The organism is Nocardia sp. CDC160 (assembly GCF_035818795.1).
In the GTDB taxonomy this organism is placed as follows: domain Bacteria; phylum Actinomycetota; class Actinomycetes; order Mycobacteriales; family Mycobacteriaceae; genus Nocardia.
Genome location: NZ_JAYKYT010000006.1, coordinates 286,785 through 306,263, shown reverse-complemented (window position 1 = coordinate 306,263; position 19,479 = coordinate 286,785). Strand labels below are relative to the sequence as shown.

The window sequence follows — 19,479 nt, the reverse complement described above, 5'->3', positions numbered from 1 at the left end:
CACGAATCCTACGCTGTGGATTCGCCACACATGTTCTCTAGAGGGGGATCGGTGCCCGCAGTCAGACCTCGTGCGCGGAGCTTGTTGATCATGGCCACGGCCACGCTGGTGAGTCTCGCCACCGCGACCCCGGCCGCGGCGCAACCGCAACCGCCGGACCCCACCTATCCGTTCACCGAGCTGGCCCAAATACTCAGCGGCACGAACCACGATCTGCAAGCACCCGGGATGATCGACTACTTCGTGCGGGCGGGAATACTCGAGAACCTCGCCAATGCCGGAATGCCGTGGCGCGGGCTGTTCGATCCGGCCACCTGGACCGGTACCGACGCCCAGCAACGCCAGCTCACCGCCGCCCAGCAGATCTTCGACGCGCTGGTGCGGACGCCACCCATGGGTCTGGGGCTGCCCGCGCATCCGGACTATCTGCCGAACTGGAGCCACGACGGCAACTTCTGGCGCAATGCCGGGGACGCGGCACTCGACGACGATTACGACACCCCTTCCGCGCAGGACGCCTCCTTCCGATACCCGTGCATTCAGCCGGACGGGGATGTGCTCTACGAGACCGAGGACGGCGTCTGCGTCGCCCACGACACGCCCGGCGCGGTCTTCAAGCTCGGCACCGTGCACAAGCTGAAGATCATCAACAATCGCGGAATCCCGGTGCACGCCAAGGTCTTTCTGCCCGAAGGGGCCGAGGGCTCCGGGCAGCGCTACCCGGTGACGGTCATGGCTCCGGGTGCCACCGAGAAGCAGTCCGACGTGGGGATGTACACGCTCACCGCCGTGCGGCGCGGTTTCATCGGCGTCACCTTCGAGGAGTCCGGCAATGGTGTCGGCGAGGGCAGCCTGCCGGATATGTGGTTCCCGCAGGGCAAATTCGAGCTGTGCCGCACGCCGGGCGGCTGCCGCGATGTGCAGGACGTGACGCGCTGGCTCACCCGCACGCCGATCGTGCCGATCGTGGACGTGCACGGCAACGAGCTCGGCAATCTCGCCGCGGGGGAGGTCCCCAAGTTCCACCGCTTCGACCCCGCCTACGGCGCGGACAATGTCGAAAACCCCTGGTACGACCTGATGGACACCGACCACATCAACCTGTGGGGGCAGTCCTACGGCTCGGTGGCGATCAGCAACTACGGCTACTGGCAGGGCAAGGGGATCGGCATCGACGGACAACCGCTGCCGAAGGTGAGCTCCATCGTCGCACTGTCCGGATTCAGCTACACCACCACCGACATACCGATCCAGTACCAGACCGCCGACTTCGACATCCCGGTACCCGCCGCCTTCGCGCTCACCAATACGCCGAACGGCCTGGTAGACGACACGGACGGGCCGGTCGGCACCAAGGATCTCTACGACTACCTGCGCGGCGAGCACAAGGGCGACAGCCCGCTCATGTTCCTCACCTACGAGGGCGGCAGCCACGGCGACTCCATCAACTGGCCCGGCGTGCCACGCAATGTGATCTCGCCCTGGCTGTCCACCTCCTACGCGGTCGACTGGTTCGGCTGCTACGGCCGCGCCGACGTGGATGAATCCGCCTGTGCCGCACTGCGTCAGCCCCGGCCGGGCCTCTCGCGCGCCTTCGCCACCGAGTACTCGCCGCAGGGACCGGCCGGGCCCAGCCTGTGCGTGACCATCCCCGACCGGGCCACCCTCATCCAGGCCGTGTACCGCCCCGCCGACTTCACGCAGAACAACTGGGGCACGGCGAAATACGACTGCGTACCGCAGAACTGATCCGGAGGATAGCTCGTGTCGATCACCCGCCGCACCCTGCTGGTCACCGCCGCCCTCGCGGCCGGGGCGAGCGTGGCCGGAATGCGCACCGCCGCGGCACAATCCGGCGACGACCGCACCGAGGCCATGTTGGAGAACGACGACGGCGTCCTCGTCTCCGAGGTCACCTGGTACGCGCCCATGCCCGCCGACGCGCTCCCGCATCCCCCCGAATGCGACTACCTGAGCTTCCTGCGTTTCCGCTGGGCCGACGGCCCCGCCGATCCGGCCGCCGCCGATGCGGTGCTCTCGACCCAGGCCGGGGCCGCCGAAGGCCCCGCGTCGCTGGATCCGTTGGCCCGCAATACCGTTCGCGAACTCGCCGCCCGCGGCATACACGCCGAGTTCTGGGTGATGGACCGGCGCGACAATACCGCCAAGGACAGCACCGGATTCGAGGCCGCGGTCGCCGCTCAGGACTATCGCGTCGCCTACGACTACTACTTCGGGAACCGGCCGGTGAACGGGCGCACCTTCGACGGGTTCACCCTCACCGGTGAGCGCGCCAATGTGCTCGCCGATGTCGGATTGCGGCGGGTCATGGAGGATTGGCACTTCATCAACAGCCACGAGATCCCCGACCCGGTACTGCGCCGACGAAAGCTGTTCGTCGGCGGGCATTCCTACGGCGGGCAGATCACCGCGCTGTACCTGGCCTGGGATTTCGGCGACCGCGGCGATGTGGCCGACGCGGGGTGCGGACAGTCGGCCGGATACGTCAGCTTCGACGGGCCGCTGCCGATTCGCGTTGTCCCCGACAATATTCCGGCCTTCTCGGAGGCCGTTCGCATGGGGTGGGACGGGCCGGGCCAGCTCCCGGTGGGCGCGGTGAACGAGGGACTACGTCTGGGTGTGCTGCCGCGCACCGTCGCCCTGCCCAATATCTTCGACGGCCTCGTCCCCAAGGACCTGGTGCCCACCCCCGCGGCCGAAATCGGGGCCATGCTCAATATTTTCGGCCTCGCCGCCCGCTTCGCGCCCGATGACGAGAGCATCTTCCCCCGTGAACTGCCACGGAACTGGAAGTGGGAATTGTTGGGCCGCATATTCTTCGGCGGCGATCCGGTCAATATGCTCACCCAGCAGACCGGCTTCCGTGACTTCCGCATGACCAATATGGCGGTGCTGGGCGGCATCTTCGACGGGCAGGGGCTGCCGTTCGCTTTGGCCGCGCCGAATTTCGGCACCCTCGACGGCGGCCCGGTCGCCGAACGCAAGTTCCCGATCGGCCCGGACTTCAATGGGATTCCGCTCATCGGCTGGGCCACCAGCTTCCTCACCTGGCAGCCCCGGTTCACCCCGACCAGCACCGGTCACCTCTACACGTGGCGCAACTACGACCGAATGGGCGAGCCGTTCGAATTCCCGGGGCTCACCGCCGACGGTCGGTCCTTGAACTCGCCGATCGAAGAACATTGCGACGCCAACCAAATCGCCCGCGCCTGCGGCACCGGTCGCCTCGGCTACCTCGAACCGTATGTCTCCGCCAAGCAGTACACCGACGAGATCTTCATGCTCACCGGTGACCGCTCCGGCGATTTCCGGTTCATTCGCTTCGAGGACTTCCGCAGCCGGGTGCCCGGCATCCAGATGGTGAGCGCCCAGCTGTGGGGGAAGTTCCGTTGGATTCCCGGGTTCATCGAACCCGACGCCATCCTCATCGACCACTACAGCCACTCCGACATGATCAATGCCGCCGCCGTACAGAACGACGGGCGGCCCGATCAAGTCATGTGGAACACGGTCGGATTCATTCAGCGCACCCTGGGCCGCTGAACCGGGCCCTCGGCCGCCGACTCAGCGGCCGAGGGCCCCATGTCTCAGCGGCCTAGGACACCCAGCACGAAGTCGGCGGACGTGCGGCTGACCGTCTCCGGCTGGCCGTCGTTCTGGCGTTCGGCTCCCGCGATCATGTCCAGATGGCTGTAGTTCTGGGCGTAGATCGCCGAGGCGGGCTGGCCGAACTCGAGCCACGGCAGGCCGAGCGCGGGACCGAGGTTCTGGTAGGGATGCCAGATGTCGCCGATGATCGTGGTGTTCGGCACGTGGTCCAGATAGTCGGTGTACCGCAGCTGCGCGAGATCGCCTGTGCGATCACCGATTCCGGCGAAGACCATGTCGGACAGCTGCCGGTTGGAGTCGTAGGCGGTGGTGTAGCCGAGCGGGCCCGCGCCCACATCGGCGGCGATATCGGCCAGATCGGTGACCTGCTCGCCGGGCGTCGTGTAGGGCGCGCCGCCATTGTCGGCGCGGTCGAGCTCGTCGTAGTTCAGCCAGCCGTTGAGGCGGCCGGTGGGGTCGGCGGGACGGGCCAGTCGATGCGCGGAGACGACCGCGAAGAACGGTCCCACCACCGGGATTCTGGTCAGCTCCGGCGGAATGATCACCCGCTTCTCGACCAGCGGGCCGTCGAAGATGCCGAAACCGGCCTGCACGCCCACCGAGGGCATGGAGTTCTTGCCGATGAGCGCGCCCAGCACGGCCGCATTGGTCAATCGCCAATCCCGGAAATCGGGGCCGCCGGGAAACAGCGTGCCCAACACCAGATCCCAGAACGGCGTGTGCGGAATCGCCCGGGGGATATCGCTTTCCGCGTCGGGCTGATACCGCGCCGCGATACCGGCCACCGCGATGAGATTGAACAGATCACCGGTGTTCGCGATGCCGAACTGGGTCGACTCCGGCGCGATTCCGGACCGCAGCACGGCGTCGGCCACCGGCATTCCGATCATGCCGTACACGTCGGCCAGTCCCCGCAGGCCCAGCTGATTGGTCAGGAACGGGTCCGATCGAATCGGGCCGTCGACCCCGATCACCCCGGCGGTCTGCGCGAACCCGGGCCCGTCGGCGAAATCCCACTGCCCGTAGTCGCTGCTCAGCGGCCCGCCCAGCGAATGCCCCGAAATGAACATCTTCGCCTTGCGGTCCGCGACCAACGGCATTTCGTGGCTGTTGATGAAATGCCAGTCCTCGATGGTCTGCCGCAGCCCGTAGTCGCCCAGCCAGCGCTGCTGCGAATTGTCCGCCCATCCCGAGAACGTCTGGCCGTCAACGGCTTTCCCACCGAAGTAGTAGTCCAGCGCCACGTGATAATCCCGCGCCCGATTGGCCGCGACCATCGCACTGCGATCCTCCATGCACACCGGCCGCCGCGCCATCGACCAGTACTCCGCGGTCTTCCCGGCCGCCCGCAGCTTGTGCAGCGTCGAGATCGCGAGCGTGCTCATCGAACTCGGCCCGCCGATATTCCCCGGCTGCGCGCTGATCACCGCGTCGGCATCGGCGGAGTCGGCCGGACCATCGGTGAAGCGGAAGCGCAGGAACGACAATCGATCGCAGGCCGCCGGATGCGGAGCCGACCCGGCGGGCAACGGCGCATCCCAGGTGACCTCGCTGACGGACACATCTCCGCGAGTCTCCACGGGCACCTCGACCCGCCCCGGCTCCTCCGCCCGCGAACTCGGTGCCACCCCCGGCACCACCCCACCCCCGGCAATCCCCACCGCGAACGCCATCACCCCGAGCACCGAACCGCGCGCCCGACTCCCTGTCCTCCATGCCATATCCGACCAACCTAGTGAGACCGCCCCGTTCCGGAAACCGGCCCGGCAACTCCGACGCAAATGATCAACACTCTGGCGACTCATGGCGGTGGCAATGCTTGCCGAGGCCGACATGCCGACATGCCGGTGACGTAGATCACTGTTTCCCGGTCAGGATCATTACCGGTGAGTAGACTTCGGTATTCGCCCGGCGATGGCGGCGGGTGTGGCGAGTCGATCGTGCCGGGGGTTCCGTTCCGCGCCGAAGGGGCTGGACGTGGTCGTTGGTCTGCGGTTGTTTCGGGAGTGGTGGCGTGAGGACGTCGACTACCGGTGGGTTGTCGATGCCATTGCCGCTCGATCGGCGCTCGGGCTGTTGAAGACGGCGGTGGGGTTCTGCGGGTTGGCCGCGCCGGTCATCGCCGTGCTGAGCGTGTTGTCGCCCACGGGGCCAACGGATTCGGTGTCACGGGTGCTGTTGTGGCTGCTGGCGGGGGTCGGTGTGGTGTGGTGCGCGCGGTGGTTGGTGTGGCGGTGGCCCACCGAGCGGGCCTCGTTGCTGCTGACCGGCGTGGCCGACATCTGCATCACCGCGGTGTGCGCGCTGAGTCCCGGGTATGTGGTGCGGTCGGTCGGCATGATGATGCTGTTGATCATCGGCATCTACGTGAGCGCGCTACACAGCCCGAAAATGCTTGTCGGGCAGACGGTTTGGTCACTTCTATCGGCCTGCCTGCTGGCGGTGCCGCTGTTCCGCGGCGGTGACACCACGTCCGCGCTGATCATGATCCTGGGTATGGCTGCCGCGGTCATGGTGCCGCCGGGCCTCCAGATCTGCTATTCCCTGCTGCGCTGCGACATGCTCTCGGACCCTTTGACCGGACTGCTGAGCAGGCGCGGCCTCGACTACTACTCGGCCATTCGATTCGCCCGCGCGGCCTCGTTCCCCGCCAGCGTCATGATGATCGACCTCGACCGCTTCAAGGCCGTCAACGACACCTACGGCCACTGCGCGGGCGACGAAGTCCTGGTCCGCACCGCCGACCGAGTGCGCCGAGCCACCCCGCCACACAGCATCGTCTCCCGTTTCGGCGGTGAGGAATTCGCCGTCATCCTCAGCCTCCCACTGGCCGCGGCCTTCGAGGTAGCCGACCGAATCCGTAGCGCGATCGCCGAACCCATCGACTCCCTGACAGTCACCGCCAGCATCGGCCTCGCACCCCTACACGCACCCGATGACCCGAACCGCGCCTGCGACCCCGTCCGGGTGGCCATCGCGGCCGCCGATGAGGCGATGTACCGGGCCAAACAACAGGGCGGCAACGCCGTCATGCTCGCCGATGTCCCCGTGGCGGAGCCATCTCATGCCCGCAGCACGGTGACCGCGCGACCCGAGGGCGTACTGGCCTCGTCGAAGGCGGTGCGCTCCGAAATCGGTGCCGCCGAGGACCGCCGGTCGAAGATCACCAGCACACCGGTCGCCAGACCGAGACGGTCGAGGTAGCCGTCGAGCTGAACGAGGCCCTCCGACAACGGATCCGGGCGACCATCGGCCCACACCTTCAACTCCAGCGCCTCGCGTTGTTCGGCGCGGTGGCCTTCAGAGTCCTCGTAGGGCTGGCGCACCAGCAGGTCGATCCGGCCCCGGCCCACCCCGACCTCACGGTCGATGTACCCGGCTCCGTTGACGATTCGATGCAGGTACGCCGTCAACACCAGCTGTGCGGCTGCCCCGTGATAGGTGTCGCGGGCGGCCAGAACATCACCGCCTCGGTGCGCTGACCGAGCACCTGGATGATGACCTCCTCGTAGATCGGATTCGCGAACCGCAACTGATTGCCTGTCCCGTCTCGCAGGAGATCGATATCGCCAGAAAGTGACCCTCGGCGGTCAGGTCGTTGGCCAATCCCAGTAGTGCAGGTCCGGATAACACGGGCCCGCCGTGTTGAAGTACCTCACCGGCACACCTTATTCGGGAGACGAGTCCTCGTAGGCCAATTGGTTGACAGCGGCGGCCACGTCGGCAGCGGCGAGTCGCCCGTCGGTCATGATCGATCCATGACGGTGGAACACGAGCGGGATGAGCGCACTCTCATTATTCGGATGAATCGGCCGCACAAGCGCAATGCCATCGATGCCGAGATGGCGGCCGGGCTGGATGCGGCGCTCAATGCGTTCGAGGATGATCCTGAGTTGTGGGTGGCGGTGTTGACGGGGACGGAGTCGATGTTTTCGGCGGGGACCGATTTGAGTGTGGGGGCGGGGGAGAAGACTGTGCGGGGTGGCGAATACGGGGTGATTCGGCGTCGGATGAGTAAGCCGCTCATTGCTGCGGTCGAGGGGCATGCGCTCGGTGGCGGCATGGAATTGGTGTTGGCTTGCGATTTGGTGGTGGCCGGGCGGACGGCCACTTTTGGGCTGCCCGAGCCGCGGCGGGGTGTGATAGCCACCTGTGGTGGGCTGTTTCGCACGCGGCGGGCGCTGCCGTTGAATGTGGCGAAAGAGTTGTTGCTGACCGGGGATTCGCTGTCGGCGGAGCGGGCGTATCAGCTGGGCTTCGTCAATGAGGTGACTGAGCCGGGGGCGGCCGAGCGGTCAGCACGCGCACTGGCGCAGCGGATTTGCCGTAATGCGCCGGTCTCGGTGCGCGAGAGCCTGGCCGCGTTGGAGAGTCTGAACTCCGCGGATGACGCGGAAGCCTGGCGGGTTACCGAGGCGGCGATGGCTGCGACGCTGTCGTCCAAGGACACTGCCGAGGGCATTGCCGCGTTTCTGGAACGGCGTGAACCTCGGTGGAGTGGTTACTGATTCGGTTTGTCGATGAAGGTCATGGCGCGCTCGGCCATGGCCGTGATGGTCAGGCTCGGATTCACCCCGACGTTGGCCGGGATGGCTGCGCCGTCGCAGACCAGCAGGTTGTGGTAGCCGTAGACGCAGTGTTGGGGGTCGATCACGCCGGTGTCGGGGGAGTCGCCGATGGCCGCGCCGCCGAGGATGTGGGCGGTGGTGGGGATCGAGAGAATGGCTTCCGGAACGGCGGCCTGCACTACCCCGCCGATACGCTCGGCAATGGCTTCGGCGGCGGCGTAGGCGGCCGGAATGAACTGGGGGATGGGGTGATTCGGGTCCTGGACGGTGGTCAGGACCGGGTATCCGGTGGGTAGCCGGAAGCGCACCTTCAGCCGCACCGAGTTGTCCACCGACTCCATGGTGGTGAGCAGCATGGTGCGGCGGGAGGTGTGCCGGATGCGGGAGGCGCGTGCGAAGCGGACGGGGTGGCGCAGGGCATTGGCCACATAGTGGAATGGCCGGGTGCGGCGGGTACCGCGCGGTGTGGCCAGTGTGGTGAGCAGCGACATGAAATCGCCTCCCGCGCCGTAGGTTACGGGCTGGATGTGGGTGGTGGGGGTCGGATACACCCCGGAGGTGAGCGCGATGCCGTGCGCGAAATCATGGCTGTCGTCACGCGTGGTGACCCCGAGAATGGATTCGCTATTGGTGCGCACCAGCGTCCCGAGTCGCGGCGAGAGTCCGGGTAGGGAGCCGGAGAGCTTGCAGCGCAACAACAGTCGATTGGTGCCCAGCGCGCCGCCCGCCACCACGACACCGCGGGCCGTGTGGGTCCGCCGATCGCGACGCACCCACCGCCCGGTGCGCTCGCTGGTCACCGCGTAGCCGTCGCTGCCGTCGGCGGCCCCGAGCGGGCGGATGTCGACGACGGTGCGCTCGGCCAGGATGTCGGCCCCGAGTCGCTCGGCAAACCACAGATAGTTCTTGACGAGGGTGTTCTTGGCATTGTGCCGACAGCCCAGCAGACAGGACCCGCAGTGAACGCATCCGGCGCGCTCGGGACCCGCACCGCCGAAATACGGGTCCGGCACGGTCTTTCCGGGCTCGCCCAGGAACACCCCGACCCGGCTGCGCGCGTAGGTGTCGCCGAAACCGTGCGCGTCGGCGTATTCACGCAGCAGCGTGTCGGCCGGGGAGTCTTCCGCGAGGCTCGTCACCCCGAGCATGTGTTCGGCCGTGTCGTAGTGCGGCGCGAGCTCAGCATCCCAATCACCCAGGTGTGCCCATTGCGGATTGCTCGCGAATTCGGGCCTGCTGCGATACAGCGTGTTGGCGTAGGTGAGCGAGCCGCCGCCGACCCCGGCACCCGTCACCACGAACACGTCCTTGAACAGCGTCGGCCGGAAGATGCCCCGCATCCCCAGCGCGGGCAGGAAGTAGTACCGCCGCACCTGCGAGGCCCGCTCGGCGAAATCGGTGTCGGCGAAGCGTCGCCCGGCCTCCAGGACGCCGACGCGATGGCCCTTCTCCCGCAGTCGCAGCGCGGACACGCTGCCGCCGAAGCCGGATCCGATGACGAGCCAATCGAAGTCGTGGGTCACCGAGGGTTCCTGTCGAGTTATTTGACGGTGATCTGCAGGCGCAGGGTGCCGTCGGGGCTGGTGGCGTGCAGGGCCTGGTCGATGAGACTGCCCAGGTCGAGTCGCTGCAGGATGGGGGTCGCGGTGGCGTAGACCGGGACGAGCAGCGGTGCCAGCGGCGCGATTTCGGGGCCGATCTGGCGGATGCGGTCGGTGAGCTCGCGCAGGAACGGCACCAGGCCGAGCTTGTCCTTGGTGTCCTCCAGGAAGGAATCGGGCATATTGCCCGCCCGAATGACCGCGGCGATGGAGGCGGCGACCTCCGAGACTCGCGGCCCGAAGTCGGCCCACGGCCCGGACGCGTTCACCAAGGCCGGTTCGGCCCAATCCATATCGGCGGCGGGGCCTTGTAGCGCGAGCAGCATCTGCCTGATCAGGTCGGTGCGGCTGATCAGGGTGGCGGCCAGCAGGTCGGTGGCGCGCGAGAGCTCCGGCACCACCGCCTCGGTGCCGGACATGGCCTGGCTGAAGGTGTCCACGATGGCGGACAGGGCGGCCGGGTCCAGCTGGTGCATGAGCTTGGTCGTGGTCGCGGCGACATCGGGGATGGAGATCGGCGCGGCGATCTTGGTGGCCTGCACCGCCTGTCCGTCACGCAGATACGGGCCTGGGCTCGTGCCGAGCGGTGGCTCGAATTCGATATAGGACTCGCCGAGGCCGGACAGCCCATCGATGCGCACCGCGCTGGCGGCCGGAATCGGATAGCGATCCGAGAGCCGCAACCGCACCAGCACCCCGTCGGGCCGGTGGGTCACCGAGCTGACCTGCCCGACCTGCACACCCGAGAGCAGCACCTTCGAGCGCGGCAGCACGCCGCCGGACCGCGGAATGGTCATGGACACGGTGAGCTCGTGGGCGAACGGGTGCACCCGCACCACATCGAAGGTCAGGTAGAGGCTGCCCAGCACCAGGATCACCGCGATACTGGCCAGCGACAGCAGCGAATTCGCTCTCACCGGACGACTCCGATCATTCGCAGGATGCGCAAGATGGCGTCGATGTCCGCGTCGGTGGCGGCCGGATCGTCGCCGACGGTGACCGAGGTGATGTTCACCCTCGGGTTCTGCGCGAACGGAATCACCTTGTCGCGCAACAACGCCACCAGACGGTTCAGGTTCGACGGTGCGCTCAGATCGAGGGGGTTGTGCGCGAACAGCATCGGCACGAACGCCTTGGCCGCGGCGTCCCCGGCCCGCAGCAGCGGCGCGAGCGGCACCAGCGACTGGCCGATATCGCCCAGCGAGCCGACGATGCCGAGCGTGGTCACGAGTGCCTGCACATCGGCCGGAATGTCGTGCGCGCCTTGCTCACTGAGCAGCTCGGCGAGCTCTCGCGGATTGCCGAGGACCGCGTCCATATCGGTTTGGAAGGCGTCGAGGAATTTGTCCAGCACGTCGAGACGGTCGGATACGTCACGGACATCGGTACTGATCTGGCCGAAAATTCTTGTGGTGTCGCGGGTGTCGGCGGGCAGCACGGCGTTGGTCTGGTTGATGATCTCCTGAATCTGATGCAGCGCACCGCCACCCACGAAGGTGGACAGCCCGACCAGCAGATCCTCCACCTGCAGGGCGGGCTTGGTCTGCGTGATCGGAATGCGCCCGCCCGCCGGAATCGGTTGCGCGACATCGCCCGGGGGAGTGGTGAGCCCGATGAAGACGTCACCCAGGATGGTGTCCTGGCGCAACTGCGCGGTGGTGGCGGCGGGCAGTCGCACCGAGCTCTCGATCTCCACGACCGCGTCGATGCGACCCGGCCCGGCCGCGGACGGGTCGATGACCCGCACCGAGCGCAGTCGGCCGATCTTTGCGCCATTGGCGACCACCTTCGCCTGGGCGGGCAGGTTGAGGGCATTGGCGAATTCGATGTGCACGTCGTAGGTCGGTCCGGGCACCGAGGCTCCCGGCACGGGCACCGACGAGGGGTCGATGGCGCAGCCCGCGGGCATTATCACCATGACCGCGACGGTCACGCCGAGCAGAGCCGTGCGTCTCAGGGATAGCGTATGCCGCTTCATCGGGCACCCGCCGATCGCAGCACCAGCGGCACCAGATCCACACTCGCCAAGCCGTTTTCGCCCGTCCGGCACTTGCCCGGCAGCAATGCGTTCACCGCCGCGCACACCTGGTCGGCGCTCTCGGGCGGCAGGGCCACCCGCGGCGGCGCGTACCCGACCTTCACCTGACCGGTCTTCGGGTCGATGAACTGCTCGAACGCGGTCACCACCGCCGGAATCATCCCCAAGAGCTGTTGCAGCGAGGCGATCCCGGCCGACAGCAGCTTCAGTTTCGGCACGGCGGCGTCGAGCCCATTGAGGATCGAGCGCCCGTATTTGTGCGAGATGGTATTGAACCAGGGCAGGATCACCAGCAGCGAGTCGACGATCTCGATGGTCTTGCCCCACACCGCATTGACGAACCCGAGGCCCTCATTGGCCTGGGTGAGCGCCACCTTGATGTCGTTCCAGTTCAAGGCCACGCTCGAGGCCAGTGAGGCGAACGCGTCGAGGGATGCGCCCAGGTGCCCGATGGCGGTATCCGGATGGTTCAGGGCGGCACCGAGCTCCTTGATGAGCTCGTTGAGCTTGGGCCCGGTACCCGAGGTGGCCTGCTCGAGCGCGGAAACACCCTCGCGCAACCGGTTCTGTTGCGCCGGATCGCCGTCGCCATTGAGTTGATCGGCGAGCTTGGAGAACGCGTCGAGGGTCTGGGTGAGACTCTTGGGCGTGAATGTCTTGGTGACACAGGTACTCTCGGGCCAGCGATCAGGGGACGTGTTGTCGCCCAGCACCTCCAGATCCCGGTCGGCGACCAAGGTATCGGAGACCGTTGTCGCCGTGACCGCGCCGTGCAGCGGGTGGACGGCGTCGATGGTGAAATCCACTCGGACAGCGCCGTTCTCGGGCGTCACGGACCCGACCGATCCGACCGGGATGCCCAGCATCGTGACATGGTTGCCGGGATACAGGCCGATGGAATCCGGCATGATCGCGCAATAGCTCAGGGTCTTCTTCATCGGGTCGAAAGCCAGCAGATATCCCGCGACGGCCACCAGCACGGCCAACGCGACCCCGGCCGTGGTGACGAAGCCCTGGGAGGCGAGCAGACGTTTCATCAACAGTCCCTCCCGGGCAGCGGCACGCAGACCTCCGGGGCGGTGATCGTGATCCCGGACTGGTCGACGGTGACGCCGTTCTGCGCCGCGGCCTGCAACCGGGTCTTGATGTCGCCCAGGTTGTTCAGGGCCTGATCGAAGCGCCGTCCCAGGTCCTCCAATTGCGGCACGGCCGCCTCGAGCTGATCGGCGAGGGGTTCGAGCTCGTCGTGCCAGGCCGGTTCGATCGCGGCAATGCGCGACAGCAGCTGCCCGGTCACCGTCAGGGCCGTGGCGATCTCGGCCTTCTTGGCCAGGCCATCGGTCTCGAGCGCGCCGATCTTGCGCAGGAAGGTGCCCAGCAGCGACCGATTGGCGTTGATCGCGGTCAGATACTCGTCCATGACCGTGAGTGCCTTCGACACATCGGTGTTCTGTCGATTGATCAGATCGACCAGGCTCTGTACGGCCGAACCCATGCGCCGCAACGCATCCGGGCTGCGGTCGACGGAATCGGCCAGGGCGTCGAAGTTCTTGCGCAGCGTGTCGCCGTCGACCTGCTCGACCGGGGCGGTGGCGTCCTGGAGGGTGCGAATCAGGCTGTAGGGCAGGCGGACTCGGTCGGTGGGAATCGAGTGCTTGCCCAGCGGTTTGTCCCCGGCCGGGAAGACCGCGACGTAGTGGCCGCCGACCACGGTCAGCATGCGCACCTCCAGCGAGGTCTGATCGCCCAGGAAGACGTTGTCGTTCATGGTGAACGTCATGCGCACCCGATCCGGCAGCAGCTCCAGGGATTTCACCGAGCCGACGTCAATGCCCGCGATGCGGATCTCGTCCCCGGTGCGCACCGACCGCGCCTCGGCGAGATCGGCGGTGTAGGTGGCCTTGCCCAGCGGCAGCACGTAGGACACGGCGGTGGCGACCAGCACGACGGCCAAGACCACCGCGCCGTACAGGCCCAGGCGCAGCTCGCGGGATCCATTGGCGGGCATCAGCTTCGGCATATCGACACCCGCTGTCCACTGATCAGCACGGCGACCGCCGCGGGCAGTTCGGCCGGTCCCTTGGAGCAGCTCAGCTTGATCTGACCGGCGACCGGATCTGCGGGCGGCAGCAGATTGGCCAGCGATTGCAGCAGGCCCGGCAGCCGACCGAGCACGTCCAGGGCCTGGTTCTGATCGGGGAACAGCAGCCGCAGATCTTCCTCGAGGTTCGGATTGGAACCCTCGGTGAAGCCGAGGGTTTCCAGCAGACTGTCGAGCGGCCCGAGCGCGGAGGGCGCGACCGCCGCGAAATGCAGCAGCCCGTCGAGTTCGGCGCGGAAGGAGGTGAACACATCGGCCAAACCCTTCAGCAGCGTCACCAATTGCGGTGACTTGCCGCCGATCTGAGTCGAGATGGCCTGCAGATTCGACAGCAGCAGCGACAGCACCGACTGCTGGTCGCTGACATAGCGACTCAGCTTCTCGAAGGCGTCCAGCGCGGGCCCGATGCCATTGCCGTCGCCCTGGATCACCGCCAGCACGCTCTCGGTGAACTGATTGAGCGCACCGGGGGAGAACTCCCGCAAGACCGGTTGCAGTCCATTGAACAACTGGGTGATGTCGAAAGAGGGAATCGTCTTGTCCGCGCCGATGGTCGATCCGGGGGTGAGCCGGTCGGCGGGCGAATCCGGTTGCCGCACATCGATGTACCGCTGCCCGGTGAGCGTCTGATAGCGAATCGCCAGGCCGCTGGTGACATAGAACGGCCGATCCCGGCTGACCGTGAACCCGACCACCGCGCGGGTGCCGCGCAACGCGATCGAGGTGACCTTGCCGACCTGCACACCGAACATGCGCACGTCGTCACCGGTCCGCAACCCGCTGGCGTCGGTGAATTCCGCACGGTAGGAGACGGTTTCGCCGGGCACGGGGCGAACGATCGCGGCGATGACCACCAGCAGCAGGGTGATCATGACCGCCGCGAACGCCCCCAACCGCCACAGCACACCGCCCAGGCCCCGCTGCCTCACCGTCCCGCCCCCAACAGCGTGACGGCGATCCGCAGCGTCGGCCCGTCCGGGGTATCGGCGAACATGCGATTCACCCGGTCGATGGTCTCGGTGAGCTGGGCGTGGGATTTCGCCGGATCGGGCACCGTGTCCGCGAGCGCCTGAATGACCGGCGCGAGCGGATCGGTGAACCCGCCGAAGTTCTGGTACACCACATCGAAGGTGGTGGCCGCACCCTCGAGCACACCGCCGCGCAGCATCTCTATCGAGGCGTTGTAGCGGTCGCGCTCGTGCTGGAAGATCTCGATATCCATGAGAGCCTTGGCGAGTTTGAAGGTGGCCGAGGTGAACGCGCCGAAACCGTGGAAGAACCCGGCGTACTGGTCGATCAGGAACGACGACGGGTAGCGCTGGGTGTCGGCCACGGCCCGGCTCAACATCACCACCGCCTGCAGTACTGGCGTGAAGGCGCGCAGGTCGGTGTCGAACTGGGTGAGCAAATGGGTCAGCTTCGGGGTGAGCACCTCGGTGGAGGTCTGAGTGAGCGAGCGCAGCAGCGCGCCCATGGTCACGTCACTGACCCGATTGGCCAGATCGATGGTCTGCCCGTCGCGCAGGGGCGTGCCGCCGGGCGCGGCGTGCAGGGCGACGGTGCTGACCCCGAAGAGGTTCTCGGGGGCGTAGTCGACGGTGAGAGCGTCGGTGAGCCCGCCGATCTGACCCGGGTCCAGATCCACGGTGAGCAGCTGCCGCCCAGCGTCGGCGGGCCGCACATCGGCAATGCTGCCGATAGCCACGCCATCGAAGCGCACCGACGTGCCGGGGACGATGCCCTCACCGATCTGCTCGGTGCGCAACTGGATTCGCAGGCGCGCACCGGTGGCGCGATGGTCGATGACCGACCACGCCAGCACGGCGAGCACGACCAGCAGGACGGCGAGCACCCCCAGCAGGCGGGATCGGCCGCGGCCGATGCGCACTCCGGGAATCGCGTAGTTCGGCATGGACCTACCCGGGGAATTCGATCGAGGAATTGATGCCCCACAGCAGCAGGGTCAGCACCATGTCCAGGCCGATAATGGCCACGAAGCTGGCGCGCACCGCACGACCGGAGGCGATGCCCACGCCCTCCGGGCCGCCCGCGGCGAAAAAGCCGTAGTAGCAGTGGATCAGGATGACCGCGACACCGAACACGAGGATCTTCACGACCGCCGCGAGAATGTCGTAGCCGCTGGTGAATTGGAAGAAGTAGTGGTCGTAGACCCCGCCCGCCTGACCGTGCAGCAGCACGATCACCGTCGAGCAGGACAGGTAGGACAGGATCAGCGCGATCAGGAAGGTGGGCACGATGGCCACGGCGCCCGCGATGACCCGGGTGGTGACCACGAACGGAACCGACCGCAGGCCAAGCGATTCCAGCGCGTCGATCTCCTCGGAGATGCGCATGGAACCGATCTCGGCGGTCATCCGACAGCCCGCCTGCGCGGCGAAACCCACCGCCGCGGCAATGGGTCCCAGTTCGCGGGTATTGGCGAAGGCCGACACCACACCCGAGACCGAGCCCAGGCCGATCAGGTTCAGGGCCGCATAGGCCTGGATGCCGACGCCTGCACCGATCGACAGGCCCAAGACCACGAGCATCGGCACGGTGCCGCCGCCAACGATCAACGAGCCACGGCCCCAGGTCATATCGGTGATGGCGCGCAGGGTCTGTCCACGATAACGCCGCAGCGTCAACGGGATTCCGGCCAGCGCCTGCACCGCGAACCCGAGCATGAAGCCCGCGTTCTCCAGCGGCGTGAGCGCCCGCCCGGACGCGAGTGCCAGACGGTTGGCGGTGCGAAAACCCTTGGGAACATAGGGAGTAGCGGTCATCACGCCACCCGCATGGGCAGGAACATGGTGACCACCTGGGTGAGCACCAGATTGATCACGATGATCGACGCCACCGACAGCACCACCGCCGCGTTCACCCCGTCGGCCACCCCGCGCGGGCCGCCGCGCGCCTCGAGCCCGCGCTGGCAGGCCACGATCACCACCACGAAACCGAACAGCACGGCCTTGGCCAGCGAGATCCACACGTCGGTGAGCACGGTGAACGCGCCGAAGGTCGCCCAATAGCTGCCCGGCGTCACATTCTGCGCGCCGATGGCCACCACGTATCCGGCGACCACGCCGACGAAGATGACCAGGATATTGAGCAGCGGCGCGACCAGCACCATGGCCGCCACCCGTGGAATCACCAGGCGGTGCACGGGATCGATGCCCATCACCCGCAGCGCGTCGATCTCCTCGCGGACGGTGCGCGCGCCCAGATCCGAGGCGATGGCCGACGCCCCCGCGCCGCCGAGCAACAGACCGGTCGCGATGGGCGCGCCCTGCTGAATGACGCCCAGCCCGCCCGCCGCGCCGATCAGCGAATTCGCGCCCAGCTGGTGAATGAGATTGCCCACCTGAACAGACACCACCACGCCGAACGGCACCGCCATGAGGATCGCGGGCAGCGCGGTCACGGTGATCAAATACCAAGCCTGGTACAGCATTTCGCGCCACTGGAATCGCCGGGCCAGCAGATCGGTGACCGTGCCGCGCAGCGCCTCCGCGGCGAGGTCGACGGTCCGCCCGAAGGTGCGCAGGCTGGTGAGCGCGACACCGGAGACATTGGCGCGCACGATCCGCGCGGCCTCGGCCGCCTCCGCGCGCACCCGGAGGGTCCCCTCCCGCACCCGAGTCGTCGACTCGCTCCCCATAGGCTGACTCCTCCCGTGCCGGTGGTCTCGAAATTCCCCGGCGGTAAAGCCTTTTCTGCACGCTATGCAGTGGCGGGAGCGGTGCCCATGGCAGTGGCGGACAGGCGTTTGACAGTTTCCGACGGTGACCCGGATCACTCAGGAGGCGAGCGGCATCGACGTCAGCGTGGTGCGCACGAACTCGGCGAGCCGGGCCGCGATGGGTTCGGGTGAGCCGTCCGCGCGCGGATCGGCACCGGCGGCGACATCGCAGTGCAGATAGCCGGGGAACCAGTGCACGTTCTGCTCCGGGTAGACGCCGAGTCCGGCGATCGTGTGGGTGAAGCTGGACTGGCCCATGAGATTGATGAAAGGCAGTCGGGCAGCGCCTAATTTGTGCCGAATGGGTGCCAGGGAACCGGTCCGGCACCCGGCGAAGGTGGCCACCGCGTCGAGGGTCTGGCGGGTGGGGAAGTAGTCCTCGAAGACATTGAGCCGACCGCCCGCCAGCATGCGGGCCAACTCCGCGAGACTGACCACCTCGCTCTCGGCGGTGGCGACGGGGATGCCGCTGCGCGTGAATTGTGCTGGCGCGTCCGGGGTTCCGCAGCGGTCGTAATCGCGCCAGCGGTACAGGGTGTCGAAAGAGGTCGGGCTGAAGCGCGGGGCCGTGCCGCAGGCCGCCTGGTAGAGCGGGCGCACGCCGCGGGTCTGGCCCGCCTCGAAGGAGAGCGGGAAGGTGCGCGGGGCGACCTCGGCACTGTCGAGCGTGCCGCAGCTCGAGGACAGGATGGCGAAGTTGACCGAGGTGTGCGCGCCGCCGAGCAGTCCGAGCACGGCCTGGTTGGTGAGCCGGAGCTTGCGGTAATCCGGTGTGCCGCTGACGAACTCGCGCCAGGTGCGGGCGGTCGACCCGCGCACGATCAGCTCCGGGGTGCCGCCGCGGGGCAGCAGCCGCAGGATGTCGGACTCCTCGTCCGGGGCCAGGGTGGCCGCCGCGCCGATGGCCGCGAGGATCGCGAAGGCCTCCGGATTGCCCCAGCCGCCCTTCAGAATCGCGGTGCTCCTGGGCGCGAGGCCGCGGCGCAACAGCGCCGGAACGCGCTCGACGGCTCGGGCCACCGCGCCCAACGGTGCGGCGAGCGCACGCCGTCTGGCCAGCCGCAGCGGATCCAGATGCGTGACGGTGTCCAGCGCCACCAGGCCCGCGATCTGCTCATGCCCGGGACGGCCGTCGAAATCCCAGGCGGCATAGGTGCCCGCCTGAATGCCGCCGAGGGAATGCCCGCCCAGAAACACCTTCTGCGCGCGGACATCGGCATCGGGGAGTTCCCGGCACAGCACCGCGTGGGTGTCCTCGACCGTTCGGGCCGAGCCGAATTCGGCCAGGAAGCCCAGCGTGCGATCGCGATGGAACCCGGGGAAGATGCGCCCGCCGACGGTCTTGCCGCCGTAGTAGTAATCGAAGGCCAGGTGATAGTCGCCCTCGGCCATGGCCACCTCGATCGCGGAGTGGTCCTCGAGGCCATTGGCGCGGCGATCGAGCACCCACACCTCGGCCGCGATCCCGGCCGCGGCCAGATTGCGCACGGTATTGCGCCCCAACGGTTGCAGCGATCGGGCGCCCGCGATGGCCCCGGGCAGCAGCACGACGATCGCCTCGGCGTGGGTGGGATCGTCGGGCGTGGCAGCCTGCTTGACGCGGAGATGCCGCAGCTCGTCGCAGTCGGCGGGATGCGCCGGAAAGCCCTCGGGCAGGGGCACGGTGTGGGTGACCATGCTGAGCCGGATGCCACCGGAGACCTCGAGCACTTCTTCGGTACGCGTCATCGCTCGCACTTCCCCCTCAACTTGGAGTCTGTCTGGGTCAGTTTAGGTAAACTGCTCGGGATCGAGGCTCGGCC

At 67.4% G+C, this 19,479-nt stretch carries 16 protein-coding genes; 4 read left to right on the top strand and 12 right to left on the bottom strand.

Annotated features, from left to right (window positions below; genetic code table 11):
* Nucleotides 1-90 precede the first annotated feature (90 nt).
* Nucleotides 91-1,749: a hypothetical protein gene (locus VMT40_RS32515; protein WP_326363115.1), complete on the top strand. Its 1,659-nt coding sequence runs from the start codon at nt 91-93 to the stop codon at nt 1,747-1,749.
* A gap of 15 nt (nt 1,750-1,764) precedes the next feature.
* Complete coding sequence (locus tag VMT40_RS32510; RefSeq protein WP_326363114.1) at nt 1,765-3,564, top strand: hypothetical protein; 1,800 nt, start codon at nt 1,765-1,767, stop codon at nt 3,562-3,564.
* 44 nt (nt 3,565-3,608) lie between these two features.
* On the opposite strand, the gene VMT40_RS32505 is transcribed toward VMT40_RS32510, so the two are convergent.
* On the bottom strand, nt 3,609-5,351 hold the full coding sequence (locus VMT40_RS32505; protein ID WP_326363112.1) for a hypothetical protein: 1,743 nt from the start codon (nt 5,349-5,351) through the stop codon (nt 3,609-3,611).
* A 256-nt stretch (nt 5,352-5,607) separates the two neighbouring features.
* On the opposite strand from VMT40_RS32505, the gene VMT40_RS32500 reads away from it, so the two are divergent.
* Complete coding sequence (locus tag VMT40_RS32500; protein ID WP_326363111.1) at nt 5,608-6,834, top strand: GGDEF domain-containing protein; 1,227 nt, start codon at nt 5,608-5,610, stop codon at nt 6,832-6,834.
* Between the two features lie 205 nt (nt 6,835-7,039).
* Here the strand turns inward: VMT40_RS32500 and VMT40_RS32495 are convergent, their stop codons facing one another.
* Complete coding sequence (locus VMT40_RS32495) at nt 7,040-7,162, bottom strand: hypothetical protein (RefSeq protein WP_326363110.1); 123 nt, start codon at nt 7,160-7,162, stop codon at nt 7,040-7,042.
* A gap of 226 nt (nt 7,163-7,388) precedes the next feature.
* On the opposite strand from VMT40_RS32495, the gene VMT40_RS32490 reads away from it, so the two are divergent.
* Entirely contained in the window at nt 7,389-8,138 is a 750-nt protein-coding gene (locus VMT40_RS32490) for an enoyl-CoA hydratase-related protein (RefSeq protein WP_326363108.1), read from the top strand.
* On the opposite strand, the gene VMT40_RS32485 is transcribed toward VMT40_RS32490, so the two are convergent.
* From VMT40_RS32485 to VMT40_RS32440, 10 genes are all read right to left on the bottom strand, one after another.
* Nucleotides 8,132-9,721 (bottom strand): GMC family oxidoreductase, encoded by a 1,590-nt coding sequence (locus VMT40_RS32485; protein ID WP_326363107.1) that lies wholly within the window; start codon nt 9,719-9,721, stop codon nt 8,132-8,134. The genes VMT40_RS32490 and VMT40_RS32485 overlap by 7 nt on opposite strands.
* A gap of 17 nt (nt 9,722-9,738) precedes the next feature.
* A complete protein-coding gene (locus VMT40_RS32480; RefSeq protein WP_326363106.1) occupies nt 9,739-10,716 on the bottom strand; it encodes an MlaD family protein in 978 nt (325 codons plus the stop codon).
* Nucleotides 10,713-11,717: an MlaD family protein gene (locus VMT40_RS32475; protein ID WP_326363104.1), complete on the bottom strand. Its 1,005-nt coding sequence runs from the start codon at nt 11,715-11,717 to the stop codon at nt 10,713-10,715. The genes VMT40_RS32480 and VMT40_RS32475 overlap by 4 nt, the downstream gene beginning before the upstream one ends.
* A 56-nt stretch (nt 11,718-11,773) precedes the next feature.
* A complete protein-coding gene (locus VMT40_RS32470) occupies nt 11,774-12,874 on the bottom strand; it encodes an MlaD family protein (RefSeq protein WP_326363103.1) in 1,101 nt (366 codons plus the stop codon).
* Nucleotides 12,874-13,857 carry an MlaD family protein gene (locus VMT40_RS32465; protein WP_326363101.1) on the bottom strand — a complete coding sequence of 328 codons (984 nt, stop codon included), beginning with the start codon at nt 13,855-13,857 and terminating at the stop codon, nt 12,874-12,876. Before VMT40_RS32465 ends, VMT40_RS32470 begins: the two co-directional genes overlap by 1 nt.
* Nucleotides 13,845-14,867, bottom strand: a complete 1,023-nt coding sequence (locus VMT40_RS32460; RefSeq protein ID WP_326363099.1) for an MlaD family protein — start codon at nt 14,865-14,867, stop codon at nt 13,845-13,847. Before VMT40_RS32460 ends, VMT40_RS32465 begins: the two co-directional genes overlap by 13 nt.
* Nucleotides 14,864-15,850, bottom strand: a complete 987-nt coding sequence (locus VMT40_RS32455; protein WP_326363098.1) for an MlaD family protein — start codon at nt 15,848-15,850, stop codon at nt 14,864-14,866. Before VMT40_RS32455 ends, VMT40_RS32460 begins: the two co-directional genes overlap by 4 nt.
* Before the next feature lie 4 nt (nt 15,851-15,854).
* Nucleotides 15,855-16,721 carry an ABC transporter permease gene (locus tag VMT40_RS32450; protein ID WP_326363097.1) on the bottom strand — a complete coding sequence of 289 codons (867 nt, stop codon included), beginning with the start codon at nt 16,719-16,721 and terminating at the stop codon, nt 15,855-15,857.
* Nucleotides 16,721-17,596 (bottom strand): MlaE family ABC transporter permease, encoded by an 876-nt coding sequence (locus tag VMT40_RS32445; RefSeq protein ID WP_326363096.1) that lies wholly within the window; start codon nt 17,594-17,596, stop codon nt 16,721-16,723. The genes VMT40_RS32450 and VMT40_RS32445 overlap by 1 nt, the downstream gene beginning before the upstream one ends.
* A 138-nt stretch (nt 17,597-17,734) precedes the next feature.
* Nucleotides 17,735-19,405, bottom strand: coding sequence for a hypothetical protein (locus VMT40_RS32440; protein WP_326363094.1), 1,671 nt, complete (start codon nt 19,403-19,405; stop codon nt 17,735-17,737).
* Nucleotides 19,406-19,479 lie beyond the last annotated feature (74 nt).

What these genes read in the sequence shown, in the direction of transcription:
- VMT40_RS32475 (WP_326363104.1), bottom strand. Translation starts at nt 11,717, where the DNA reads ATGGTGATAATGCCCGCGGGCTGCGCCATCGACCCCTCGTCGGTGCCC.
- VMT40_RS32470 (WP_326363103.1), bottom strand. Translation starts at nt 12,874, where the DNA reads ATGAAACGTCTGCTCGCCTCCCAGGGCTTCGTCACCACGGCCGGGGTC.
- VMT40_RS32465 (WP_326363101.1), bottom strand. Translation starts at nt 13,857, where the DNA reads ATGCCGAAGCTGATGCCCGCCAATGGATCCCGCGAGCTGCGCCTGGGC.
- VMT40_RS32515 (WP_326363115.1), top strand. Translation starts at nt 91, where the DNA reads ATGGCCACGGCCACGCTGGTGAGTCTCGCCACCGCGACCCCGGCCGCG.
- VMT40_RS32450 (WP_326363097.1), bottom strand. Translation starts at nt 16,721, where the DNA reads ATGACCGCTACTCCCTATGTTCCCAAGGGTTTTCGCACCGCCAACCGT.
- VMT40_RS32455 (WP_326363098.1), bottom strand. Translation starts at nt 15,850, where the DNA reads ATGCCGAACTACGCGATTCCCGGAGTGCGCATCGGCCGCGGCCGATCC.
- VMT40_RS32505 (WP_326363112.1), bottom strand. Translation starts at nt 5,351, where the DNA reads ATGGCATGGAGGACAGGGAGTCGGGCGCGCGGTTCGGTGCTCGGGGTG.
- VMT40_RS32440 (WP_326363094.1), bottom strand. Translation starts at nt 19,405, where the DNA reads ATGACGCGTACCGAAGAAGTGCTCGAGGTCTCCGGTGGCATCCGGCTC.
- VMT40_RS32445 (WP_326363096.1), bottom strand. Translation starts at nt 17,596, where the DNA reads ATGGGGAGCGAGTCGACGACTCGGGTGCGGGAGGGGACCCTCCGGGTG.
- VMT40_RS32490 (WP_326363108.1), top strand. Translation starts at nt 7,389, where the DNA reads ATGACGGTGGAACACGAGCGGGATGAGCGCACTCTCATTATTCGGATG.